The 18,060-nt window shown below is 63.1% G+C and carries 20 protein-coding genes; 8 read left to right on the top strand and 12 right to left on the bottom strand.

Annotated features, from left to right (window positions below; translation table 11 throughout):
• Window positions 1-2: 2 nt before the first annotated feature.
• Both EJ075_RS29990 and EJ075_RS29995 read right to left on the bottom strand, forming a co-directional pair.
• Complete coding sequence (locus EJ075_RS29990; RefSeq protein WP_095489545.1) at window positions 3-1,268, bottom strand: cysteine desulfurase-like protein; 1,266 nt, start codon at window positions 1,266-1,268, stop codon at window positions 3-5.
• A gap of 59 nt (window positions 1,269-1,327) precedes the next feature.
• Window positions 1,328-2,395 carry an aldo/keto reductase gene (locus EJ075_RS29995; RefSeq protein ID WP_126106791.1) on the bottom strand — a complete coding sequence of 356 codons (1,068 nt, stop codon included), beginning with the start codon at window positions 2,393-2,395 and terminating at the stop codon, window positions 1,328-1,330.
• A gap of 379 nt (window positions 2,396-2,774) precedes the next feature.
• Here EJ075_RS29995 and EJ075_RS30000 point away from each other — a divergent pair, with 379 nt between their 5' ends.
• On the top strand, window positions 2,775-2,939 hold the full coding sequence (locus EJ075_RS30000) for a hypothetical protein (RefSeq protein WP_095489547.1): 165 nt from the start codon (window positions 2,775-2,777) through the stop codon (window positions 2,937-2,939).
• A 42-nt stretch (window positions 2,940-2,981) separates the two neighbouring features.
• On the opposite strand, the gene EJ075_RS30005 is transcribed toward EJ075_RS30000, so the two are convergent.
• A complete protein-coding gene (locus EJ075_RS30005; RefSeq protein WP_095489548.1) occupies window positions 2,982-3,488 on the bottom strand; it encodes a DUF1993 family protein in 507 nt (168 codons plus the stop codon).
• Window positions 3,489-3,611: 123 nt separating this feature from the next.
• On the opposite strand from EJ075_RS30005, the gene EJ075_RS30010 reads away from it, so the two are divergent.
• On the top strand, window positions 3,612-4,661 hold the full coding sequence (locus EJ075_RS30010; RefSeq protein ID WP_095489549.1) for a DUF1176 domain-containing protein: 1,050 nt from the start codon (window positions 3,612-3,614) through the stop codon (window positions 4,659-4,661).
• On the opposite strand, the gene EJ075_RS30015 is transcribed toward EJ075_RS30010, so the two are convergent.
• The 7 genes from EJ075_RS30015 to EJ075_RS30050 all read right to left on the bottom strand — a co-directional run bounded on the left by EJ075_RS30015 (window position 4,658) and on the right by EJ075_RS30050 (window position 11,211).
• Complete coding sequence (locus EJ075_RS30015; protein WP_095489550.1) at window positions 4,658-5,509, bottom strand: phospholipase; 852 nt, start codon at window positions 5,507-5,509, stop codon at window positions 4,658-4,660. The genes EJ075_RS30010 and EJ075_RS30015 overlap by 4 nt on opposite strands.
• A 228-nt stretch (window positions 5,510-5,737) precedes the next feature.
• On the bottom strand, window positions 5,738-7,348 hold the full coding sequence (locus EJ075_RS30025; RefSeq protein ID WP_126106792.1) for a molybdopterin-binding/glycosyltransferase family 2 protein: 1,611 nt from the start codon (window positions 7,346-7,348) through the stop codon (window positions 5,738-5,740).
• Window positions 7,345-8,049, bottom strand: coding sequence for an XdhC family protein (locus EJ075_RS30030; protein WP_095489552.1), 705 nt, complete (start codon window positions 8,047-8,049; stop codon window positions 7,345-7,347). The genes EJ075_RS30025 and EJ075_RS30030 overlap by 4 nt, the downstream gene beginning before the upstream one ends.
• Before the next feature lie 87 nt (window positions 8,050-8,136).
• Window positions 8,137-8,475 (bottom strand): XdhC family protein, encoded by a 339-nt coding sequence (locus EJ075_RS30035; RefSeq protein ID WP_095489553.1) that lies wholly within the window; start codon window positions 8,473-8,475, stop codon window positions 8,137-8,139.
• Between the two features lie 28 nt (window positions 8,476-8,503).
• Complete coding sequence (locus EJ075_RS30040; protein WP_126106793.1) at window positions 8,504-9,754, bottom strand: VWA domain-containing protein; 1,251 nt, start codon at window positions 9,752-9,754, stop codon at window positions 8,504-8,506.
• Between the two features lie 4 nt (window positions 9,755-9,758).
• Window positions 9,759-10,688 (bottom strand): MoxR family ATPase, encoded by a 930-nt coding sequence (locus tag EJ075_RS30045; RefSeq protein WP_126106794.1) that lies wholly within the window; start codon window positions 10,686-10,688, stop codon window positions 9,759-9,761.
• Window positions 10,689-10,716: 28 nt separating this feature from the next.
• Window positions 10,717-11,211: a flavin reductase gene (locus tag EJ075_RS30050; protein WP_095489679.1), complete on the bottom strand. Its 495-nt coding sequence runs from the start codon at window positions 11,209-11,211 to the stop codon at window positions 10,717-10,719.
• Window positions 11,212-11,402: 191 nt separating this feature from the next.
• Here EJ075_RS30050 and EJ075_RS30055 point away from each other — a divergent pair, with 191 nt between their 5' ends.
• Together EJ075_RS30055 and EJ075_RS30060 are read left to right on the top strand one after the other, a co-directional pair.
• Window positions 11,403-12,476 carry a branched-chain amino acid ABC transporter substrate-binding protein gene (locus EJ075_RS30055; protein WP_126106795.1) on the top strand — a complete coding sequence of 358 codons (1,074 nt, stop codon included), beginning with the start codon at window positions 11,403-11,405 and terminating at the stop codon, window positions 12,474-12,476.
• Window positions 12,476-13,495 carry a P1 family peptidase gene (locus tag EJ075_RS30060; protein WP_095489681.1) on the top strand — a complete coding sequence of 340 codons (1,020 nt, stop codon included), beginning with the start codon at window positions 12,476-12,478 and terminating at the stop codon, window positions 13,493-13,495. The genes EJ075_RS30055 and EJ075_RS30060 overlap by 1 nt, the downstream gene beginning before the upstream one ends.
• Before the next feature lie 46 nt (window positions 13,496-13,541).
• On the opposite strand, the gene EJ075_RS30065 is transcribed toward EJ075_RS30060, so the two are convergent.
• Window positions 13,542-13,796, bottom strand: a complete 255-nt coding sequence (locus EJ075_RS30065) for a DUF2171 domain-containing protein (protein ID WP_095489556.1) — start codon at window positions 13,794-13,796, stop codon at window positions 13,542-13,544.
• 139 nt (window positions 13,797-13,935) lie between these two features.
• Between EJ075_RS30065 and EJ075_RS30070 the strand changes: the two genes are divergently transcribed.
• From EJ075_RS30070 to EJ075_RS30085, 4 genes are read left to right on the top strand one after another with little or no spacing between them, the layout of a single operon-like run.
• Window positions 13,936-14,661, top strand: a complete 726-nt coding sequence (locus EJ075_RS30070) for a DUF2259 domain-containing protein (protein ID WP_095489557.1) — start codon at window positions 13,936-13,938, stop codon at window positions 14,659-14,661.
• Entirely contained in the window at window positions 14,658-15,176 is a 519-nt protein-coding gene (locus EJ075_RS30075) for a hypothetical protein (RefSeq protein WP_126106796.1), read from the top strand. Before EJ075_RS30070 ends, EJ075_RS30075 begins: the two co-directional genes overlap by 4 nt.
• 59 nt (window positions 15,177-15,235) lie before the next feature.
• The gene (purB, locus tag EJ075_RS30080) at window positions 15,236-16,543 is read left to right on the top strand and encodes an adenylosuccinate lyase (RefSeq protein ID WP_126106797.1); all 1,308 of its coding nucleotides are present in this window, start codon (window positions 15,236-15,238) and stop codon (window positions 16,541-16,543) included.
• Window positions 16,543-17,115 carry an alpha/beta hydrolase gene (locus tag EJ075_RS30085; protein ID WP_095489560.1) on the top strand — a complete coding sequence of 191 codons (573 nt, stop codon included), beginning with the start codon at window positions 16,543-16,545 and terminating at the stop codon, window positions 17,113-17,115. The genes purB and EJ075_RS30085 overlap by 1 nt, the downstream gene beginning before the upstream one ends.
• A 16-nt stretch (window positions 17,116-17,131) precedes the next feature.
• Here the strand turns inward: EJ075_RS30085 and EJ075_RS30090 are convergent, their stop codons facing one another.
• Window positions 17,132-17,944, bottom strand: a complete 813-nt coding sequence (locus EJ075_RS30090; RefSeq protein ID WP_126106798.1) for a VOC family protein — start codon at window positions 17,942-17,944, stop codon at window positions 17,132-17,134.
• Window positions 17,945-18,060 lie beyond the last annotated feature (116 nt).

Below are 18,060 nucleotides of genomic sequence, written 5' to 3' on the forward strand. Positions count from 1 at the left end.
CGTCAGCATCGCTCCTGTCGCAGCATGGCGATGACACGGTGCACGCTCTCCAGCGTCTCTTCGATCTCGGCCGCCGTATTGTAGTGAGCGATGCCGATGCGCACGACGCCCTGCTCGGCGGGGATGCCGAGCTGGTGGACGATCTCCCAAGCATAGTTGTGGCCCGACCACAGGAAGATGTTTTCAGCATTCATCTGCCGCACGATCGTCTCCGGCACGATGCCGTCGACGGTGAAAGAAACCGTCGGCACGCGCTCCCCGACACGGGCCGGATCGGTGATGCCGCGGATCGTCAGGCCGGAAATGTCCGACAGCCCGTCGATCAGTCTTTGCGTCAGCGGGTTTTCGTAAGCGATTGATCTTTCGAACGCCTTGGCGATCCTGACGCGGCGCGAGCCACCCTCGCCTGCCGCAATTCCCAGCTCCGCAAAATAATCGACCGCGGCCGTCAGTCCGGCCATCAGCTCGATCTGCGGCGTGCCGAGTTCGAACCGCTCCGGCAGAGTGTCGGACGAACAGCGGCATTTGTACGGTTTCAGCGCATCGATGACATCCAGCCTGCCCCACAATATGCCCATATGCGGGCCGAAGAATTTATAGGCCGAGCAGATCAGGAAATCGCAGCCGAGGTCCTGCACGTCGATCAGTCCGTGCGGCGCGAACTGCACGGCGTCGACATAGACCAGCGCGCCGGCCTGCTTGGCAATGCCGGTCAGCGCCTTCGCCCGGTTGATCGATCCGGTCAGATTGCTGGCGTAGTTCAGGGCGACCAGCCGCGTCCTGTTGGTGAGCAACGCGGCAAGCGCCGCCTCCTCGATCTGCCAGCTCTGCTCGTCGAAAGCCAGCCAGCGTACGACAAGACCAACGTCTTCAGCCAGCTGCAGCCACGGCGATACGTTGCCCTCGTGATCCATGCGGGTGAGGATGATCTCGTCGCCCGGTTTCATCGTGCGGCCGAGCGTGCGCGACATGTGATAGGTCAGCGTCGTCATATTGGCGCCGATGATGATTTCCTGCGGGCTCGCAGCACCGAGGAAATCGGCCATCGCCACATGGGCGTCGTCGACAACCTGTTGCGCCGCGATCGTGGTTTCGAAGAAGCCGCCGAGATTGGCGTTGGTGGTCAGCAGGCAGTGCGACACCGCGTCGGCAACCGCTTGCGGCACCTGCGTGCCGGCAGGGTTGTCGAGATAGATGCGACGACGGCCCTTGTCAGTCAGCGAAAGTGCTGGAAATTTCTCGCGCACGACCTCGATTGGAAAATTCACTTTTTTCTCCCCCTATTGTAATTATTGGGTAATCACACTTTACAGAGCCGGAAGTCTGCTCACGGACACGGGTTACCGACACGCTGGTGGATTGCATCGACCGCCTTCTGCATGTCCTCGGTCCAGACGACATCGGCGGAAGACAGCGCCATTTCGAGCTGGGAAAGGGTCGTCGCGCCGATGATGCTCGAGGCGACGAAAGGCCGGCTCGTGACATAGGCGTTGGCAAACAAAGCCGGCTCCATGCCGAAAGAGCGCGCCAGCTCGTTGTACTCAAGTTGCGCTTCCGCGGCGTTCGGGGCCTCGTAGCGCTGGCCGCGATTGAAAAGCTGCGAGCGCGAGCCCAGCGGCCGTGCGCCATGATCGTATTTGCCGGTCAGGTAGCCTTGTCCCAGCGGCGAATAGGCGAGCAGGGAAACCTGTTCGCGCTCGCAGACTTCGGCGAGATTCACCTCGAAGCTGCGGTTGACGAAATTATAGGCGTTCTGCAGCGACACCAGGCGCGGACCGGCGCCCTTGTCGGCTTCGGCGACGAACCGCATGACGCCCCAGGAACTTTCGTTCGACAGGCCGAAATGGCGGATTTTTCCTGCCTTCACCAACTCGTCGAAGACGGCGAGCGTCTCCGCGATCGGTGTCTCGCCGGCCGGCGCGCCAACGGAATCGGCCCGTGGCGCCACGGCGCCGATACGGTTCGGGTTGGCACCCCACGGCACGTCTCGTTCCGGCCAATGGATCTGAAAGAGATCGAGATAGTCGGTGTTGAGCCTGGTCAGCGATTTTTCGACGGCATCGAAAATGTCGGCGCGCACCAGCTTCGACGGGCGCCCGCCGCGGAACCATGCATTGGCGGTGCGGCCAACCACTTTCGAGGCGAGGATCACTTGATCGCGGTTGCCCCGAGCTTTCATCCAGCTGCCGATGATCTTCTCGGTCCAGCCTTGCGTCTCCGCCTTGGGCGGGATCGGGTAAAGCTCGGCAGTGTCGATGAAGTTGACGCCGCGCGAAAAGGCCAGATCCATCTGGGCGTGGCCGTCCGCTTCGGTGTTCTGCTGGCCCCAAGTCATCGATCCCAAGCAGATCTGGGAAACAAGAAGATCGGTCCGACCGAGGCGGCGTTTGTGCATGGAACTTTCTCCGGCGGGAAATTTTTGTGCGGCTGCGCGGGCAGGAAGCCGCAGCATACAGGAGGGCCCGGGCTGTCTCCAAGCCCGCCGCCAATCGCCAGCGACTTTTCCGTAGAATCCAGCCAACGGCCGCGCGGCAGTCAACAAAAAGCCGGACTGCATTTTCATGCAGTCCGGAATTTCGCCAGGAACGGCGAGGAAAAACCGGCTCAGTGCCGGCGTTCAGCTATACGGTCGGCCCGCGCCGGAAGTTTCACCGGTTGGTCGATTGTGATCAAAAAAGCCTGCGCAGCATGGCTGCCATGCAAATGCTGCACTGCACAATTGTCATGATTTGCCTATATTGCGACTCGGGGAGGACCAACCAGGGGCTTGAATCATGGGTTTCCTCACTGAAATGTTCGCCCGTCCTCGTCCGCAGGAACGTCTGCGCTATCGCGCGGCTCTGGCGCTGCTTCATTCGATGAGCAATGCCGACCGTGCGGATATCGGCATCAAACCAGCCGACTTCCCGCGCGTCGCCCGCGAAATGTCCTCACGCTAGTCGGATATCCCGGCTCCGACCGGGATATCTCCTCGCCATTCTTCAACGCGATCCCATGAAAATCGCCTTGCTCAGCGGCACGCCATTGTGACGCAGAATGTCGTAGGCGGTGGTCAGGTGGAAATAGAAATTGGGCATGGCGAGATGCAGCAGATACTGCATGCCGGCCATCGAGAATTCGCGCTGGCCAAGCTTCAGCTCGATCATTCTGTCATCGGAGCCGTCCATATCGGCAGCCGAGAATGTCGCCAGATGGTCGACGGTCTTGGCGATACGCGCCTGGAGATCGGCAAAGCTCGCCTCGTTGTCTTCGTATTTGGGCACCTCGCGGCCGGCAAGCCGCGATGGGGCGCCCTTGGCGTGGTCGGTGGCGATCTGCACCTGTCTCGTCAGCGCGTACATGTCCGGCGCCAGCCTCGACGTCAAAAACACCTGCGGATCGATCTTCCGGTCGAGCGCATTCTGCTCGGCGATGCTCAGCACGTTGGATAGCGCCTTCAACCTGGCCGAAAACACCGGCACAGACGCTTCGTACATCGATATGGTCACGTGAATCTCCTATCCGGCGGGAACGCCGACGGCGGGACGTAGCGCCTTCGCAGCCGATTCTTCAAGCGTCACCACGTCGCCGCAATCGGCATGATAGGATTTCCCATCTGGTGGAGATTCCCGATGAGAAGCGCCCTTTTCGCAGCGACCGCTTTTTTCTCCCTGGCCGTGACAGGCCAACCAGTGCTCGCCGCCGCAGCGCCCTATGTCGATGACAGGTCGGACGCCGAAGCGGTCATCCGCTCGCTCTACAGTGCCATCAACCGGCAAGAATTCGCGCGCGCCTGGGACTATTTCGGCGACACCAAGCCGGCCAAGGATTTCGGTGCCTTCGTCAAAGGCTATGACGGCACCGAAAGCGTCGATGTCAAAACCGGCGGCGTGTCGGAAGACGGGGCGGCCGGCAGCATCTATTACAATGTTCCGGTCGCCATCCGGGCGACAGCCAAGGATGGCAGCGAAAATGTCTTTGCCGGCTGCTACACGCTGCGCCAGGTCAATGCCTCGATCCAGGAACCGCCGTTCCGCCCGATCTTCATCGACAAGGGCGCACTGAAGCCGTCCAAGGCCGATTTCGAGAACGCTATGCCAGAAAGCTGCGGCGACGGACCACCGCCGCCGAAGAAGGATGCGGCGCTGGAGCAGGCCAAGAAGGCGTTTGCAGCGACCTATGGCGAACAATGCGACAAGGAAATGCCTGGCGGCGAGCCTTTGGGAGAGCCGGATGCCTACTCCCTCCGCTACAAGGATGCCGGCGCCGAGGCCGACGAGCCCGAACGCGAGACGCGGCTATTCCGCTTCTTCTGCTCGATGGCTGCCTACAATGAGAGTGCCGTCTACTACATCGCGGATGATGTATCCGGTGTCCGGCAGTTGCAGTTCGCCTCGCCGGAGCTCGATATCCACTATGAGAACAACGATAGCGAGGGTAAGGTCGAGGCGATCAACGTCATCGGCTTCGAGACCGACGACCAGCTGGTCAATTCCGAATATGACGACGGCACCAAGACGATCTCGTCCCTCAACAAGTGGCGCGGCGTCGGTGACGCCTCGTCAGCCGGGACCTATCTGTTTCGCAACGGCAATTTCTCGCTGGTGCAGTACGATGTCGACGCCTCCTATGACGGCGAGATCAACCCGCAGACGGTGGTGGACTACAACACCGCGCCTTAAGGGGCCTTCGACAGCATCCAGTTGAGCGTGCCGCGCCAGTCGGTCATGCGGATCGGCGTGCCGTGCGTGCCGGTCTCGAAGCGGACAAAGCGGGCCGGATAAGTTTTCGATTTGGCCAGTATCGAACGGAAGAAGGCTTCCTGTTTCTCGACTGGAAACACCGGGTCCTTGCTGCCCTGGCCAAAGAAAACCGGAACGCGGCGCTTGAAGGCGGGGCTGGAGAAGAAAGTTTCATCCCACAGCGAGCCGAGCAGCAGCAACCCGTCGATGCGGCCGCCCATATCCTTGCGGGCAGCAAGCTTCCAGCACAATGCGCCGCCCATCGAGCCGCAGGCGACGAAGATCTTCGCACCTGGCGACCGTTCGGCATAGTGGCCGATCAGCGCGGCGATTTGGGCAGCACCCGTGTCGCCGAAATCGGAAAAGTCCGGGGAGAGATAGAGGCCGCCATTGCTGGCCATCAGGTTCTTGATGCGGTTGAAATTGCCACCGAAGGTGAAGTCGTCGACGCCCTGCTTGCGGCTGCCGCCCTGCCCGTGCAGGTAGAGCACGATGATCGAGGCGCCTTGCGTGCGGCCGACGGCGACGTGGCGGATACTGCCGGCATCGGTCTTCAGCGACAGATCCTGCTGCATCTTGCGCACACTGGTGTCGACATACTGCGCCTGCGCGCGGCGCTCCGGTATTTCGTCGCGGGCGTTGATATCGCGCAGTTCACGATAGTCGATGACCGTATAGGCGCCGTTGTTTGCGGACGAGAGGATGGCCGGATAAGCGAACAGATTGTCCTTGAAGGGCTTCAATTCGACGGCATCGGCGTAAGCGGCGAAGGAAAACAAGAAAAACATCGAAATCAGCAGGGCGCAGGCCCCCCTCTGGCCTGCCGGCCATCTCCCCCTCAAGGGGGGAGATTGAATATCGCGCCAGCTTTCGCCAATCGTCGGCCTTATAAAGTGAGGGCCGGCATCGACGCTGCCAATCTCCCCCCTTGAGGGGGAGATGGCCGGCAGGCCAGAGGGGGGTAGGACGGTACGAATAGCCATGCCCCCAGGCATGCGTTTTTCGGCTTCGGTTTGTCAATCCTGCAGCACGCCGCCGGCACCTTCCAGAGCCTCGCGGGTGTCGACATCGATGGACGCCCCCTTGCCGATCTCGACATCGACGACATCAAGCCCCTCGGCCTCGACCAGATGGCGTGCGCCGGTATCGCCTTCGAGATGAGCGATCGCCGCAAACAGCGAGCGCGGCAACAGCACCGGATTGCCGCGCTTTCCCTCATGCGAGGCGCGCACGACCGATCGGCCCTCGGACTTGCGGAATGCGTCGATCAGCCTGTCGAGGTCGGCCGACGAAACGCCCGGCATGTCGCCGAGAACGATCATGGCGCCGGCGGCGTCGCCGCTGACCCGCGCGATGCCGACCTTCAGCGATGAAGACAGGCCGTCAGCGAAATCCGGATTGTCGGCGAAGGTCACGTCGAGGCCCGACAATACCGTCCGCACCCGCTCGCGCTGATGGCCGGTAACGACGATTGTATCAGAGGCTTTCGAGTCGAGCGCGCGCTCGGCGGTGCGGCGCACCAGCGGCTTGCCGTCGAACAGCGCCAGCAGCTTGTTCGGGCCGCCCATTCGGCTGGAGCGGCCAGCGGCCAGCAGCACGACATCGACCTTCAACTCGGCCCTGGCCGGCAGCGGCTCGCGCGGCTGCGGCCGCGTCGGGATCTCCATCAACAAACCGCCGACACCCATGCCGGCAATATCGTTGGCCGTCACGTCGATGCCGGCAATCAACCGGTCGAGAACCCAGTCGAAGCCGTTCTCCTTGGGACTGCGGGCGCAGCCAGGCGCACCGATAATGCGCTTGCCGCCAAGTGTGCCGAGCACCAGCAGATTGCCGGGATCGACCGGCATGCCGGCGCGGATGACGGTCCCGCCGGCCCTCTCGATCGCCGCCGGGACGACGTCGCCAAAATCGCTCATCGCCGAGGCGCCGAAGATCACCACCATGTCGTTGTCGCGCGCCAGCGAGGCCGCAGCTTCCGCAACGGGGCCAATTTCGTGCGGCGTGCGGCGCTCCGCCGTCAGCCGGCCGCCCGAGCGCGCCAGGCGGGCTTCGGTGACACGCAACGTTTTGTCGAGCACGCTCGGCTTGATGCCGGGCAACACCGTCTGGATGACGCCTACGCGCACCGGCTGATAGGCATTGACGGCAAAGATCTCGCTGCCGGCGCAGATTTTTGTCACGGCATCGACCAAGACCGAGGCAACGGCAAAGGGAATGATCTTCACCGTCGCGACCATCTGGCCCTTTTCGACCGGCGCGTGCTGCGCCAAGGTGGCGATGGTGATGGTCGGATCGACGGCGTTGATGGCGTCGATCATCGCCGCATCGACGGTGAAGATGCCGGCCGCTTGAGCATGGAGGTTGACCCGGCCGGTTGCGGCGGGCTTAGCCTCGATGTTGCGGTGGATCATGCTTTCGGCGATTTTTTCGGCAGCAGCGTCCTCGCTAAGATCATCGGGCGCAAGGACAGCGGCTACAACCTCGTTGACCCCGGCCGCTTTCAGCAGTGACAGGTCATCGGCACTTAACCGATGTGCCTTGCGGAAACGCCGTTCTCCGGCGGTAGTGGCGTGCGCCAGCACCGCGCCTTCGGCCGTATCTACGGGGATTGGACCAAATTTCACGCCACCGCGTCCTTGGCTTCGAGGCCGCGCGAGCGAAAGGCGTGGATCGCCTGTGCCAGCACCGCTACCGCGATCTCGGCCGGGCTCGCTGCGCCGATGTCCAAGCCGATCGGCGCGTGGATACGGGCGATCTGGTCGGCGGTCGCGCCCAATGCGAGCAGGCGCTCGACGCGCTTAGCATGGGTCTTGCGGCTGCCGAGCGCCCCGACATAGAAGCAGTTGGCGTCGAGCGCGGCCTTCAGCGCGAAGTCGTCGATCTTCGGATCATGGGTGATGGCGGCCAGCGCCGTATAGCTGTCGAGCGGCTGGCGTTTCAGGATGTCCTCCGGCCATTCGGCATGCAGCGCCACATCGGGAAAGCGGTCTGCTGTGGCAAAGGCCGTGCGCGGATCGACGATCTCGACGGGATAGCCGGCGATCTTGGCCATCGGCGCCAGTGCCTGGCTGATATGAACGGCGCCGATCACCAACAGGCGCGGCTGCGGCAGATAGGCATTGAGGAAGAAGGTTCGTCCTTCCGCCTCGACCGACCCGGAATTGCCTGATCGAAACGCCTTGGCGATCGCAGCGCCCAATTCGCCGGCAACCTGATCGCCTTCGCGCACGATGCGATCGCGGCCGTCGCCGAGATCGGTGACCAGAATCGCCGCGCGGCGGGCGCGGCGTTCGGCGTTCAGCGTCTTTAAGGCGAATGGATCCATCAAAAGATCTCTTGTTTGAGCATGATCTTGTCCGAAAACCGGTTCCCACATTTCGCTGACGCGGACCTTCGGTTCGGGATCATGCTTCTAACCCAACCGCTCGACATAGACCTTGATGCGCCCACCACAGGACAGGCCGACCTGCCAAGCGGTTTCGTCGGCGACGCCGAACTCCAGCATCTTAGCCTGGCCGCTGTCGATGACGTCGACCGCCTCGGTCACCACCGCGCCTTCGACGCAGCCGCCAGAGACGGAGCCGTGGAAATTGCCGTCCGCGTCGATGACAAGATGGCTGCCGACCGGACGCGGCGCCGAGCCCCAGGTCTCGACCACAGTGGCAATGGCGACATGCTTGCCGTCCTTCATCCAGCCTTCCGCGATGATCAGCGGATCGCGTGCCTCGTCGAGATAAATACTGCTTTCCATCACCGTTTCTCCCGGAGAAAACATATGGCTATGCGGCGCTTCTCGCGCCACCCTCAATCCATCGGCGTGGGTCGACGGAGCGCGCCGAATTCTTGTCCAGCGACGCGCAGAGGTCGGCGAGCGCATCGAGATTGTGCACCGAGCGGAACTCGTCGACATGCGGCAGCATCGCCTTGACGCCACGGGCGCGGGCCTCGAAACCGTCGAAGCGCAGCAGCGGGTTCAACCAGATCAGCCGCCGGCAGGATTTGTGCAGACGCTCCATTTCCTCCGACAGGCCGGCAACGTCGTCGCGCTCCAGCCCATCGGTGATCAGGAGAACGACAGCGCCCTGCCCCAGCACGCGCCGCGACCACAGCCGGTTGAATTCGGCCAGCGTATCGCCGATGCGGGTGCCACCCGACCAGTCCTTCACCGCCGCCGAACAATCGGCGAGTGCCGCGTCGGGATCGCGATGGCGCATCTGCCGCGTCAGATTTGTCAGCCTGGTGCCGAAAACGAAAGCGTGCACGCGCCGGCGCTTTTCGGTCAGCGCATGCAGGAAATGCAGGAATATGCGCGTGTACTGGCTCATCGAACCGGAAATATCGGCAAGCACGACCAGCGGCGGGTGAACCTCGCGCGGTGACCGGAATTTCGGCAGGATCAGTTCGCCGCCAGTGCGCGCGGCCGAGCGCATCATGGCGCGCGGATCGATGCGGCGGCCATGCGCATTGGATTTGAAGCGCCGTGTCCTGACCATGTCGAAGGGCAGCCGCAACTCGGCGATCGCCTTCTTGGCGTCAGTCATCTCGGCGGCGTTCATCTGGGCAAAATCCTTGCCCCTCAACACCTCGTTGCCGGAAAAGGTGAAGCGGGCGTCGACCTCGATCTCGGGGATTTCCTGCACCGGCTGGTTCTTCTGATGACCCTCGAACATCGCCTGGCTGACGCGGTTTTCCGCGGCGCGCGGCTTCTGCTTCTCTCTAATGTCGGGCGCCACCGGCGAAAACATCGCCAGTATCTTTTCGATCAGCTCGTGCGATTTCCAGAACAGCCGGAACGTCTCGTCGAAGGTGGGGTGATCCTCATGCCGCGAGACCAGAACGGCATGCAGCGTCCAGTAGAAATCGTCGCGGGAACCGATGCCGGCGGCCAGCACCGCCTCGATCGCGTCTTTGACCGAGGCCGGGCCGACCCGCATGCCGGCCTTGCGCAAGGTGCGGGCGAAATAGACGATGTTGTCGGCGATCCGCCCGTCCGGCGTGGCCTCTTTCGGTTCGGGACGCGACGTTGCCATCGCCCTACTCCGCCGCCGAAAGCTCGGCCTTCACCTCGTTGAGGATGCGCCGGCCTTCGCCCTGCTCGATACGGGCAATGTCGTCCTGGTATTTCAGCAGCACGCCGATCGTGTCCGAAACGGTTTCCGGATCGAGCGCCACCTTGTCGAGTTCGGTCAGCGCGCCGGCCCAGTCGATGGTCTCGGCGACACCCGGCACCTTGAACAGCTCAATCTGGCGCAGCTTCTGGATGAACGAAACCACCTCCGCCGACAGCCGGCTGTTGGCCTGCGGCACTTTTCTGCGCACGATCTCCAATTCGCGCTCGGCATTGGGATAATCGACCCAGTGATAGAGGCAACGCCGCTTCAGCGCGTCGTGGATCTCGCGGGTGCGGTTGGTGGTGATGATGACGATCGGCGACTCCTCCGCCTTGATCGTGCCGAGTTCGGGCACTGTCACCTGAAAGTCGGAGAGGATCTCGAGCAGGAATGCCTCGAAGGCCTCGTCGGTGCGGTCTAGCTCGTCGATCAGGAAGACCGGAGCGGCGCCCGCCTTGCCGGTCAGCGCGTCGAGCACCGGGCGGCGGATCAGGTATTTTTCGGAAAAGACGTTGCGCTCCATGTCGGAGCGATCGACCTTGCCGGCCGCCTCCTCCATGCGGATCTCGATCATCTGCGCGGCGTAGTTCCACTCGTAGACGGCCGACGAGACATCGAGGCCTTCATAGCACTGCAGGCGGATCAACCGGCGGCCGAGCGCTTGCGCCAGCACCTTGGCGATCTCGGTCTTGCCGACACCGGCCTCGCCTTCGAGGAACAGCGGCCGTTTCATGCGCAGCGATAAAAACAGCACGGTCGCCAACGACCGATCCGCCACATAGTCCGCGCCGGTCAGGAGATCGAGCGTCTCGTCGATCGTCCGCGGCGCGGGACGCGGTTTCAACTCGGTCATGCTCTCTCCGTGAGTGCAACCATACCCGTCACAGAACGTGGTAGTCGCGGTCGTGATAGATCAGCGGCCGCAAATTATCGCCGATGCGCAGGCCTGTCACCTTGCCAAAAAGCACACGGTGGGTGGCCAGATCCTTGATGTCGATCAGTTCGCAGTCGAACACGGCAAGCGCGCCCTTCAACGTCGGCGCACCGGTCGAGATCACGTCCCACTCGCCAAGCGCGAAACGTTCTTCGACCGGCAGGCCTGTGAGACCGGAAAAGCCGACCGCCAACGCCTCCTGGTGCGAAGCCAGCGTGTTCAAGGCGAACTTGCCGTTCCTGACGAACGGCTCGTTCTTGGGATTTTCGCTATTGAGACAAACCAGGATGGTCGGCGGCGTGTCCGAGACCGAACAGGCCGCAATGACCGTCGCACCGCGCCTGCCACTGGGGCCATCGGTGGTGACCACATGGACGTGGCCGGCAAAATGGCTCATCGCGTCGCGATAGGCCTGCGGCCCTATGTCGTTCTTCTTCAGCACCGGCGATTTCCATTGGTTTGAAGCGAGGTGAACCCAACCGTTATATATGGCGGCATATTGCATGCCACAAGCGAAGTGGTTGACATGCATCCTGAATTTCGCGTGTTGCGTGGAAGCTAGCCAGCCTTTAGGTCTTGGCAGGAAGTGGCGCCGGCAAACACGCGACCGGCGCGGAGGAATTCTTCGCTCGCATGCGACCCAGGACAACGACAATAGCGGTGCTGGCCTGGCTGTCTCTCGCCGGCAATGCGAACGCTGAGACGCTGCTGGTCGGCGTTGCAGCACCGCTATCCGGGCCGTCGGCGATCCTCGGCAAGCAGATCGAGGCGGGCGCCAGCTTGGCGGCAGAGGCGAACGGCGTCGAGCTCAAGTTGGTCGACGACGGATGCACGGCCAATGGAGGGGCTGCCGCAGCCAGGGAATTCGCCGCGGCGAAAGTCGGCGTGGTCGTTGGTTTCCTCTGCACCGAGGCGATCGAGGCGGCGCTGCCCATCCTGAAGGAGGCCAGCATACCCGTCATCACCGTCGGGGTGCGCACCGAAAGCCTGACCGACCGGCGCGCCAAGACCGGCTGGCCGGTCTTTCGTCTCGGGCCGCGCGGCGACGACGAGCGCAACGCCGTCGCCACCATCCTCACACGGCTGTGGCAGAGCGAGCTGTTCGCCGTCGTCGACGACGGCACGATCTACGGCCGCGAGATCGCCGAGACGCTTCGGGCGGCAGCCGAACAGGCGGCGCTGAAGCCAGTGTTCGTCGACACGTTCCGGCCGCAGCTCGATAACCAGATCGGACTGATCGGGCGGCTGAGGAAAGCCGGCGCAACCCATGTCTTCGCCGGCGGCGACGGCAGCGACGTCGCCATCATGGGCCGCGACGCCGGCCAGCTCGATGCCGGCATCATTTTTGCCGGCGGCGAAACACTGCGCACGCTGCCCGGCGACGCACCCTATGCGACGGGCACGCTGATGATCGCGCCGCCCGAATGGGCCGATGTCGCCGACCCCAAGGTGCTGGAGGCGTTTGCCGCCCGAGAGATCGTGTCGGACGGCTACACGCTGCCGGCCTATGCGGCGGTCGAGATCGCCAAGGCGGCCTCGGCGCTGGCGGAAACCTCCAGCAAGCCATTGGCCGATGCGCTTACCGCGCATGACTTCAGCACCGCGATCGGGCCCGTCCGCTTTGACGGCAAGGGCGACTTGACCGAGAACCTCTATCGGGTCTTCCGTTTCAACGGCGTCCGGTTCGTGCCGATCGAGGACCAATGATGTTTCGTACAGGGCCGCGCAATCTCATCACCGATGTCGCTGGCCTGCGCGTCGGCAATGCTTCCGATGTGAGGCTGAAGTCCGGGGTGACCACCGTCGTCTGCGACGAACCGGCGGTGGCCGGTGTGCAGATCCTGGGCGGTGCGCCGGGCACCCGCGAGACCGACCTGCTCGAGCCGCACAATTCGATCGAGGCGATCCATGCCGTGGTGCTTTCGGGCGGCTCGGCCTTCGGTCTCGATGCCGCCTCCGGCGTGCAGGCGGCGCTGCGCGAAAACGGCGTCGGGGTGGAGGTCGGCGGCTTTCGCGTGCCGATCGTCCCGGCGGCGATCCTGTTCGACCTGCGCAATGGCGGCGACAAGGATTGGGGCCGGTATCCGCCCTATCGCGATCTCGGCTATGAGGCGGCACAGGCGGTCGGCAGCGACTTTCCGCTCGGCACGGTCGGCGCGGGCACCGGTGCATTGAGTTCCGGCCTCAAGGGCGGCCTCGGATCGGCCTCGACGGTGCTCGACAGCGGCGTCACCATCGGCGCGCTCGCCGCCGTCAACCCGACCGGCTCGGTGACAATCGCCCGTGGCAGGCATTTCTGGGCCGCACCCTTCGAGATCGGCGACGAGTTCGGCGGGCTTGGCTATCCCTCGCCGATGCCGGAGGACGCGAAACGGATCCTGCTGAAGTTTCGCGACAAGCATGTTGGGACACGGACGGCGGTCGGCGGCAACACGACCATCGCCGTCATCGCCACGGATGCCGTTCTCACCAAGGCTGCCGCCAAACGCCTGGCGATATCAGCGCATGACGGCTTCGTCCACGCCATTTGGCCGACACACACGCCGGCCGACGGGGATCTGGTTTTCGCGCTGGCGACCGGCAAGAGCGGCATCGAGCTGGCGCCCAACGACGCCATCGACCTCTACGCAGCGGCCGGCGCCACCATGGCGCGTGCCATCAGCCGCGGCGTCTTTGCCGCGACGCCTGCCAAAGGCGACCTGTTTCCGGTCTGGTCGTCGCGCTGAATGCGCGCTGCCGTAATCAAATGGGCCGTAATCAAATGGCCCGTGATCAGGTGGGGTCGGATTTTTCTTCCTCGAAGGTGACCGCGACATCCGAATTTGCCGACAGCCGCACTTTCTGACCCTCAATCTCGGCAACGAGACTGAGCGGAATGAAGTGATGATGGCCCCTATGAGCGCCCTCGCCGCTGTCACGCTTGGTCAGCTTGATTCTTTGTCCCTCAACTTTGTCGACGGTGCCGACATGGACGCCGTCGGCGCCGATCACTTCCATGTGTTGGCGAATCTTGGCTGCATCGGTCATGGTGGGGTCTCCATTTGAAGCTGCCGACAATAACAAATGACGGCACGATTGGATGCATCGGCGTTGCGTTTCAGACCGCACGACGTCTTGACCGCGTCGTGATAGTGATGAATCGACCTTGGCTGCCGGGAGTAACACCATGCGAATTCTTGTTCTGTTTGCCGTTTCCCTCCTTGCCCAGTTTACGACTTCGCTCGCCGCGCATGCCGGCGACGTCGCCGAGCTTGAAATCCTCGGCTTCACCGGGGATGGCGGCGTCTTCGCCTTCGAGGAATATGGCGTCCAGGACGGATCAGGATTCCCCTATGCCAATCGCTATTACATCAACACCGCGGACGACAGTTTTCTGAAGGGCACGCCGATCAGGGTGCGGCTTGACGACGAGAACGCAACGCTTGAGGCAGCGCGCCTTGCCGCCAGGCAGAAAGGCGAAGCCATCATCAAGCAGTCGGAATTGACCGCGAACCGCGGCATCACCGCCGGCTTCAACCCGGTGACCGAACTTTCGGCCGATCCGTTCCGCATGGTGGTCAACCCGCGGCCGATCTTCTCGCCGGTCGACGATCCGCTCGAGTTCCGGCTCGACGAGATCGGCATGAACGACACCGAAACCTGCCAGAGCCTGGGCGAGATCAACGGCTTTCGCCTGCTGCGCATCGAGGCGAAAAACGGCGGCAAGACCGAGCTTCTGCACGAGGACAAGTCGATCCCCAAAAGCAGAGGCTGCCCGAACGGCTACCGCATTGGTGCGGTGCAGACATTTTCGTTGCAAGGCCTCAGCGCCTACGCCGTGCTGATTGCGGTGCGCCAATATGGCTTCGAAGGGCCGGACTATCGCTGGATCGCGGTGACCGGCCGGCTGTGACGCCGCTCCCCGTCATACCCAACCGCGTCCGGGATCGCATCCGCAAGACCTTGCCATCGCCGGGCGCCGCGGCCTGTGGCGCCCTGCTGTGGGCCGCAGCGATGGGCGCCAGCGCGCTTGTCAATCTGCTGCTGGACGACTGGGAGACCCCGGCAAAGATCCGCTTCGTCTCGTTGCTCTATGCGGCAGGCGGTGCGCTCGCCTTTCCGGTTGGCCTGTTCCTGGCGCGGCTCGTCTCGCTCGGACGGCATTGGCAAGTCGCCTTGGCGGCCGCGTTTGTCTGTCTTCTTGCCACTACGATCAGCTTCACCGGCGGGCTCTTTGCGCTGCACTACCGTTCCTACTATGCCCAGTGGCATGAACCGGCACTGACCATCGCCTGGTCCATCCAGTTCGTGCACACTGTGGCGACGGCGTTCTATCAATTCATCGTTCTGGGCATCCGGCTTTATTTTCCGCTCGGTTTCATAGCGCTCGCTCTCGCCAGCATCTGGTTTGCGCGGCAGCAGCGTTGAGCATTTTGTCAGCCTCTGTTAGGACGCGGTCGAACGCCCTCGCAAGTCAGGACTGACCGATGATCCCTCGCTACTCCCGGCCGGAAATGGTGGCCATCTGGTCGCCCGAAACCCGGTTCCGCATCTGGTTCGAGATCGAGGCCCACGCTTGCGACGCATTGGCCGAGCTCGGCGTGATCCCGAAGGAGGCCGCCAAGACCATCTGGGAAAAGGGCGGGGCGGCGAAGTTCGACGTCGAGGCCATCGATGAGATCGAGCGCGTCACCAAGCACGACGTCATCGCCTTCCTCACCCATCTCAGCGAATTCGTCGGGCCGGATGCCCGCTTCATCCATCAGGGCATGACCTCCTCGGACGTTCTCGACACCTGCTTTGCCGTGCAGCTCAGTCGCGCCAGCGACATCCTTTTGGCCGACATCGACGCGCTGCTGGCGGCGCTCAAGCGTCGCGCCTTCGAACACAAGGATACCGTCACCATCGGCCGCAGCCACGGTATCCATGCCGAGCCGACCACCTTCGGCGTCAAGCTGGCGCAGGCCTATGCTGAATTCTCGCGCTGCCGCGAGCGGCTGGTGCACGCGCGTGAAGACATTGCGACATGCGCCATATCAGGTGCTGTCGGCACCTTCGCCAATATCGACCCCTATGTCGAAGAGCATGTGGCGAAGAAACTCGGATTGAAGCCGGAGCCGGTGTCGACGCAGGTGATCCCGCGCGACCGTCATGCGATGTTCTTCGCGACGCTGGGTGTCATCGCCTCGTCGATCGAACGGCTGGCGACAGAAATCCGCCATCTGCAGCGCACCGAGGTGCTGGAGGCGGAAGAGTATTTTTCGCCCGGACAGAAAGGCTCGTCGGCGATGCCGCACAAGCGCAACCCCGTGCTGACCGAAAACCTCACCGGGCTTGCCCGCATGGTGCGTTCCTTCGCGCTGCCGGCGATGGAGAACGTGGCGCTCTGGCACGAGCGCGACATTTCGCATTCGTCGGTCGAGCGCATGATCGGCCCGGATGCGACGGTGACGCTCGATTTCGCGCTGTCGCGGCTGACCAGTGTCATCGACAGATTGCTCGTCTATCCCGACAACATGCTGAAGAACATGAACAAGTTCCGCGGCCTCGTGCATTCGCAGCGCGTGCTGCTGGCGCTGACCCAGGCGGGCGTCAGCCGTGAGGATGCCTACCGGCTGGTGCAGCGTAACGCCATGAAGGTTTGGGAGCAAGGCGCTGATTTCCTTGAAGAACTTCTCGCCGACAAGGAGGTCACCGCAGTCTTGCCCGAAGCCGAGATCCGTGAAAAATTCGACCTTGGCTATCATACCAAGCATGTCGACACGATCTTCAAGCGGGTGTTCGGAGAAGCGTGATGATTTCGGCGGCTGGAGAATTCGATTTTCTCGCCCTGCCGGGGCGCGGTAATTCCGGGCCAGATCACTGGATGTCGCATTGGTGCCGGGCACTCCCCAATTCGAGCCGCGTGCTGCAGGCCGAATGGGACAGGCCGAGCCCCGAGGACTGGATTGGCCGGGTGGACGCCGCGATTGCCGCAGCACCTCGGCGCGTGGTGCTGCTTGCACACTCGCTGGCGGTGGCGACGGCGGTGAAATGGGCAGCCGGCGCCAGCGAAAGCCAGCTCAACAAGGTTGCGGGCGCGTTGCTGGTTGCCGCAACCAATGTCGAGGACCCTGATCCGTCCTTCGACCTTGTTCGTCCCTTTGCGCCGATGCCGTTGAAACGCTTGCCTTTCCCGACCCTGGTGGTGGCCAGCCGCACCGATCCGCGCGTCACCTTCGACCAGGCGACGGCCTTCGCCGCGGCCTGGGGCGCGGACCTCGCCGATGCCGGCGATCTCGGCCATATGGGAAACGAGACCCGCCTCGGCCTTTGGCCGGCGGGCCTGCTCATGCTCGGTCGCTTGTTGGAAAAAGCCCGGCTCTAACAGGCTTCCAAAACGCTCAAGCCTTGCCTGGAACGGTCCTGATCACCGTTCCCCATGGGTCCTCACGGGTCGTTGCGTCAGTCACATTGTCTGAACGCATTTCCACCCAGGCTAGACCGGACCGAGAAGGATCGCGTCGGCCGGCACCGGCACTCTGCCACGCATTGGCGCCGATATGGTGGTGGTAGCCGCCTGACGACAAGAACACCGCCGCGCTGCCATATTTCGCCACTGTGTCGAAGCCGAATTCCTGATGCCACCAGGCTTCGGCGTCTTCCGGCCTGCCGACGCGCAGATGGACATGTCCGATGATGCTGTTGTCCGGCGCACCCTGCCAGCCGGCATCGCCGGCCGGCACTTCGGCAACGACAGAGGAGATGTTCAGCCGTTCGGTCGCCATCGCTATCTTGTCGCCATTCCATTTCCAGTCCTCACGGCGGCGGTCGGCATAGATCTCGATGCCATTGCCTTCAGGGTCGGTCAGGTAAAGCGCCTCGCTGACCAGATGGTCGGAAGCGCCCTCGATGCCGATCTTGTTGGCGATGGCGTGGTTGATCCAACGGCCGAGATCGGCCCGGCTGGGCAGCAGGAAGGCAGTGTGGAAGAGGCCGGCACTGCGCGGATCGTCGGGCTTCGCCACTGCATCCGCCTCGATGTCGAGCAAGGGACGATTGGCAGCGCCCAGCGTAATCGTGCCGCCTGCGCGGCTCAGCTCCTGCAGGCCGACGACGTTGCGATAATAGGCAGCGAGATTTTCGGCATCGCGCGCCCGCAACCCGACGCGGGCAACGCTGACCGGGGTCGTGGCGGCAAAAGGCAGTTCGCTCATCAAACTCTCCGTTTGGGCGGCCGTCGACGAGATTCCCAAAGCCAGGAGCCCGGCGCCACCTACCATTGTACGTCGTGTCAGTTCCAAAATCCTGTTTCTCATTTACACGGCTGTTT

It is taken from the genome of Mesorhizobium sp. M6A.T.Cr.TU.016.01.1.1 (assembly GCF_003952585.1).
In the GTDB taxonomy this organism is placed as follows: Bacteria; Pseudomonadota; Alphaproteobacteria; order Rhizobiales; family Rhizobiaceae; genus Mesorhizobium; species Mesorhizobium mediterraneum.

What these genes read in the sequence shown, in the direction of transcription:
- EJ075_RS29995 (WP_126106791.1), bottom strand. Translation starts at nt 2,395, where the DNA reads ATGCACAAACGCCGCCTCGGTCGGACCGATCTTCTTGTTTCCCAGATC.
- EJ075_RS30000 (WP_095489547.1), top strand. Translation starts at nt 2,775, where the DNA reads ATGGGTTTCCTCACTGAAATGTTCGCCCGTCCTCGTCCGCAGGAACGT.
- EJ075_RS30010 (WP_095489549.1), top strand. Translation starts at nt 3,612, where the DNA reads ATGAGAAGCGCCCTTTTCGCAGCGACCGCTTTTTTCTCCCTGGCCGTG.
- EJ075_RS30015 (WP_095489550.1), bottom strand. Translation starts at nt 5,509, where the DNA reads ATGTTTTTCTTGTTTTCCTTCGCCGCTTACGCCGATGCCGTCGAATTG.
- EJ075_RS30030 (WP_095489552.1), bottom strand. Translation starts at nt 8,049, where the DNA reads ATGGATCCATTCGCCTTAAAGACGCTGAACGCCGAACGCCGCGCCCGC.
- EJ075_RS30035 (WP_095489553.1), bottom strand. Translation starts at nt 8,475, where the DNA reads ATGGAAAGCAGTATTTATCTCGACGAGGCACGCGATCCGCTGATCATC.
- EJ075_RS30040 (WP_126106793.1), bottom strand. Translation starts at nt 9,754, where the DNA reads ATGGCAACGTCGCGTCCCGAACCGAAAGAGGCCACGCCGGACGGGCGG.
- EJ075_RS30045 (WP_126106794.1), bottom strand. Translation starts at nt 10,688, where the DNA reads ATGACCGAGTTGAAACCGCGTCCCGCGCCGCGGACGATCGACGAGACG.
- EJ075_RS30055 (WP_126106795.1), top strand. Translation starts at nt 11,403, where the DNA reads ATGCGACCCAGGACAACGACAATAGCGGTGCTGGCCTGGCTGTCTCTC.
- EJ075_RS30060 (WP_095489681.1), top strand. Translation starts at nt 12,476, where the DNA reads ATGTTTCGTACAGGGCCGCGCAATCTCATCACCGATGTCGCTGGCCTG.
- EJ075_RS30065 (WP_095489556.1), bottom strand. Translation starts at nt 13,796, where the DNA reads ATGACCGATGCAGCCAAGATTCGCCAACACATGGAAGTGATCGGCGCC.
- EJ075_RS30070 (WP_095489557.1), top strand. Translation starts at nt 13,936, where the DNA reads ATGCGAATTCTTGTTCTGTTTGCCGTTTCCCTCCTTGCCCAGTTTACG.
- purB (WP_126106797.1), top strand. Translation starts at nt 15,236, where the DNA reads ATGATCCCTCGCTACTCCCGGCCGGAAATGGTGGCCATCTGGTCGCCC.
- EJ075_RS30085 (WP_095489560.1), top strand. Translation starts at nt 16,543, where the DNA reads ATGATTTCGGCGGCTGGAGAATTCGATTTTCTCGCCCTGCCGGGGCGC.
- EJ075_RS30090 (WP_126106798.1), bottom strand. Translation starts at nt 17,944, where the DNA reads ATGAGCGAACTGCCTTTTGCCGCCACGACCCCGGTCAGCGTTGCCCGC.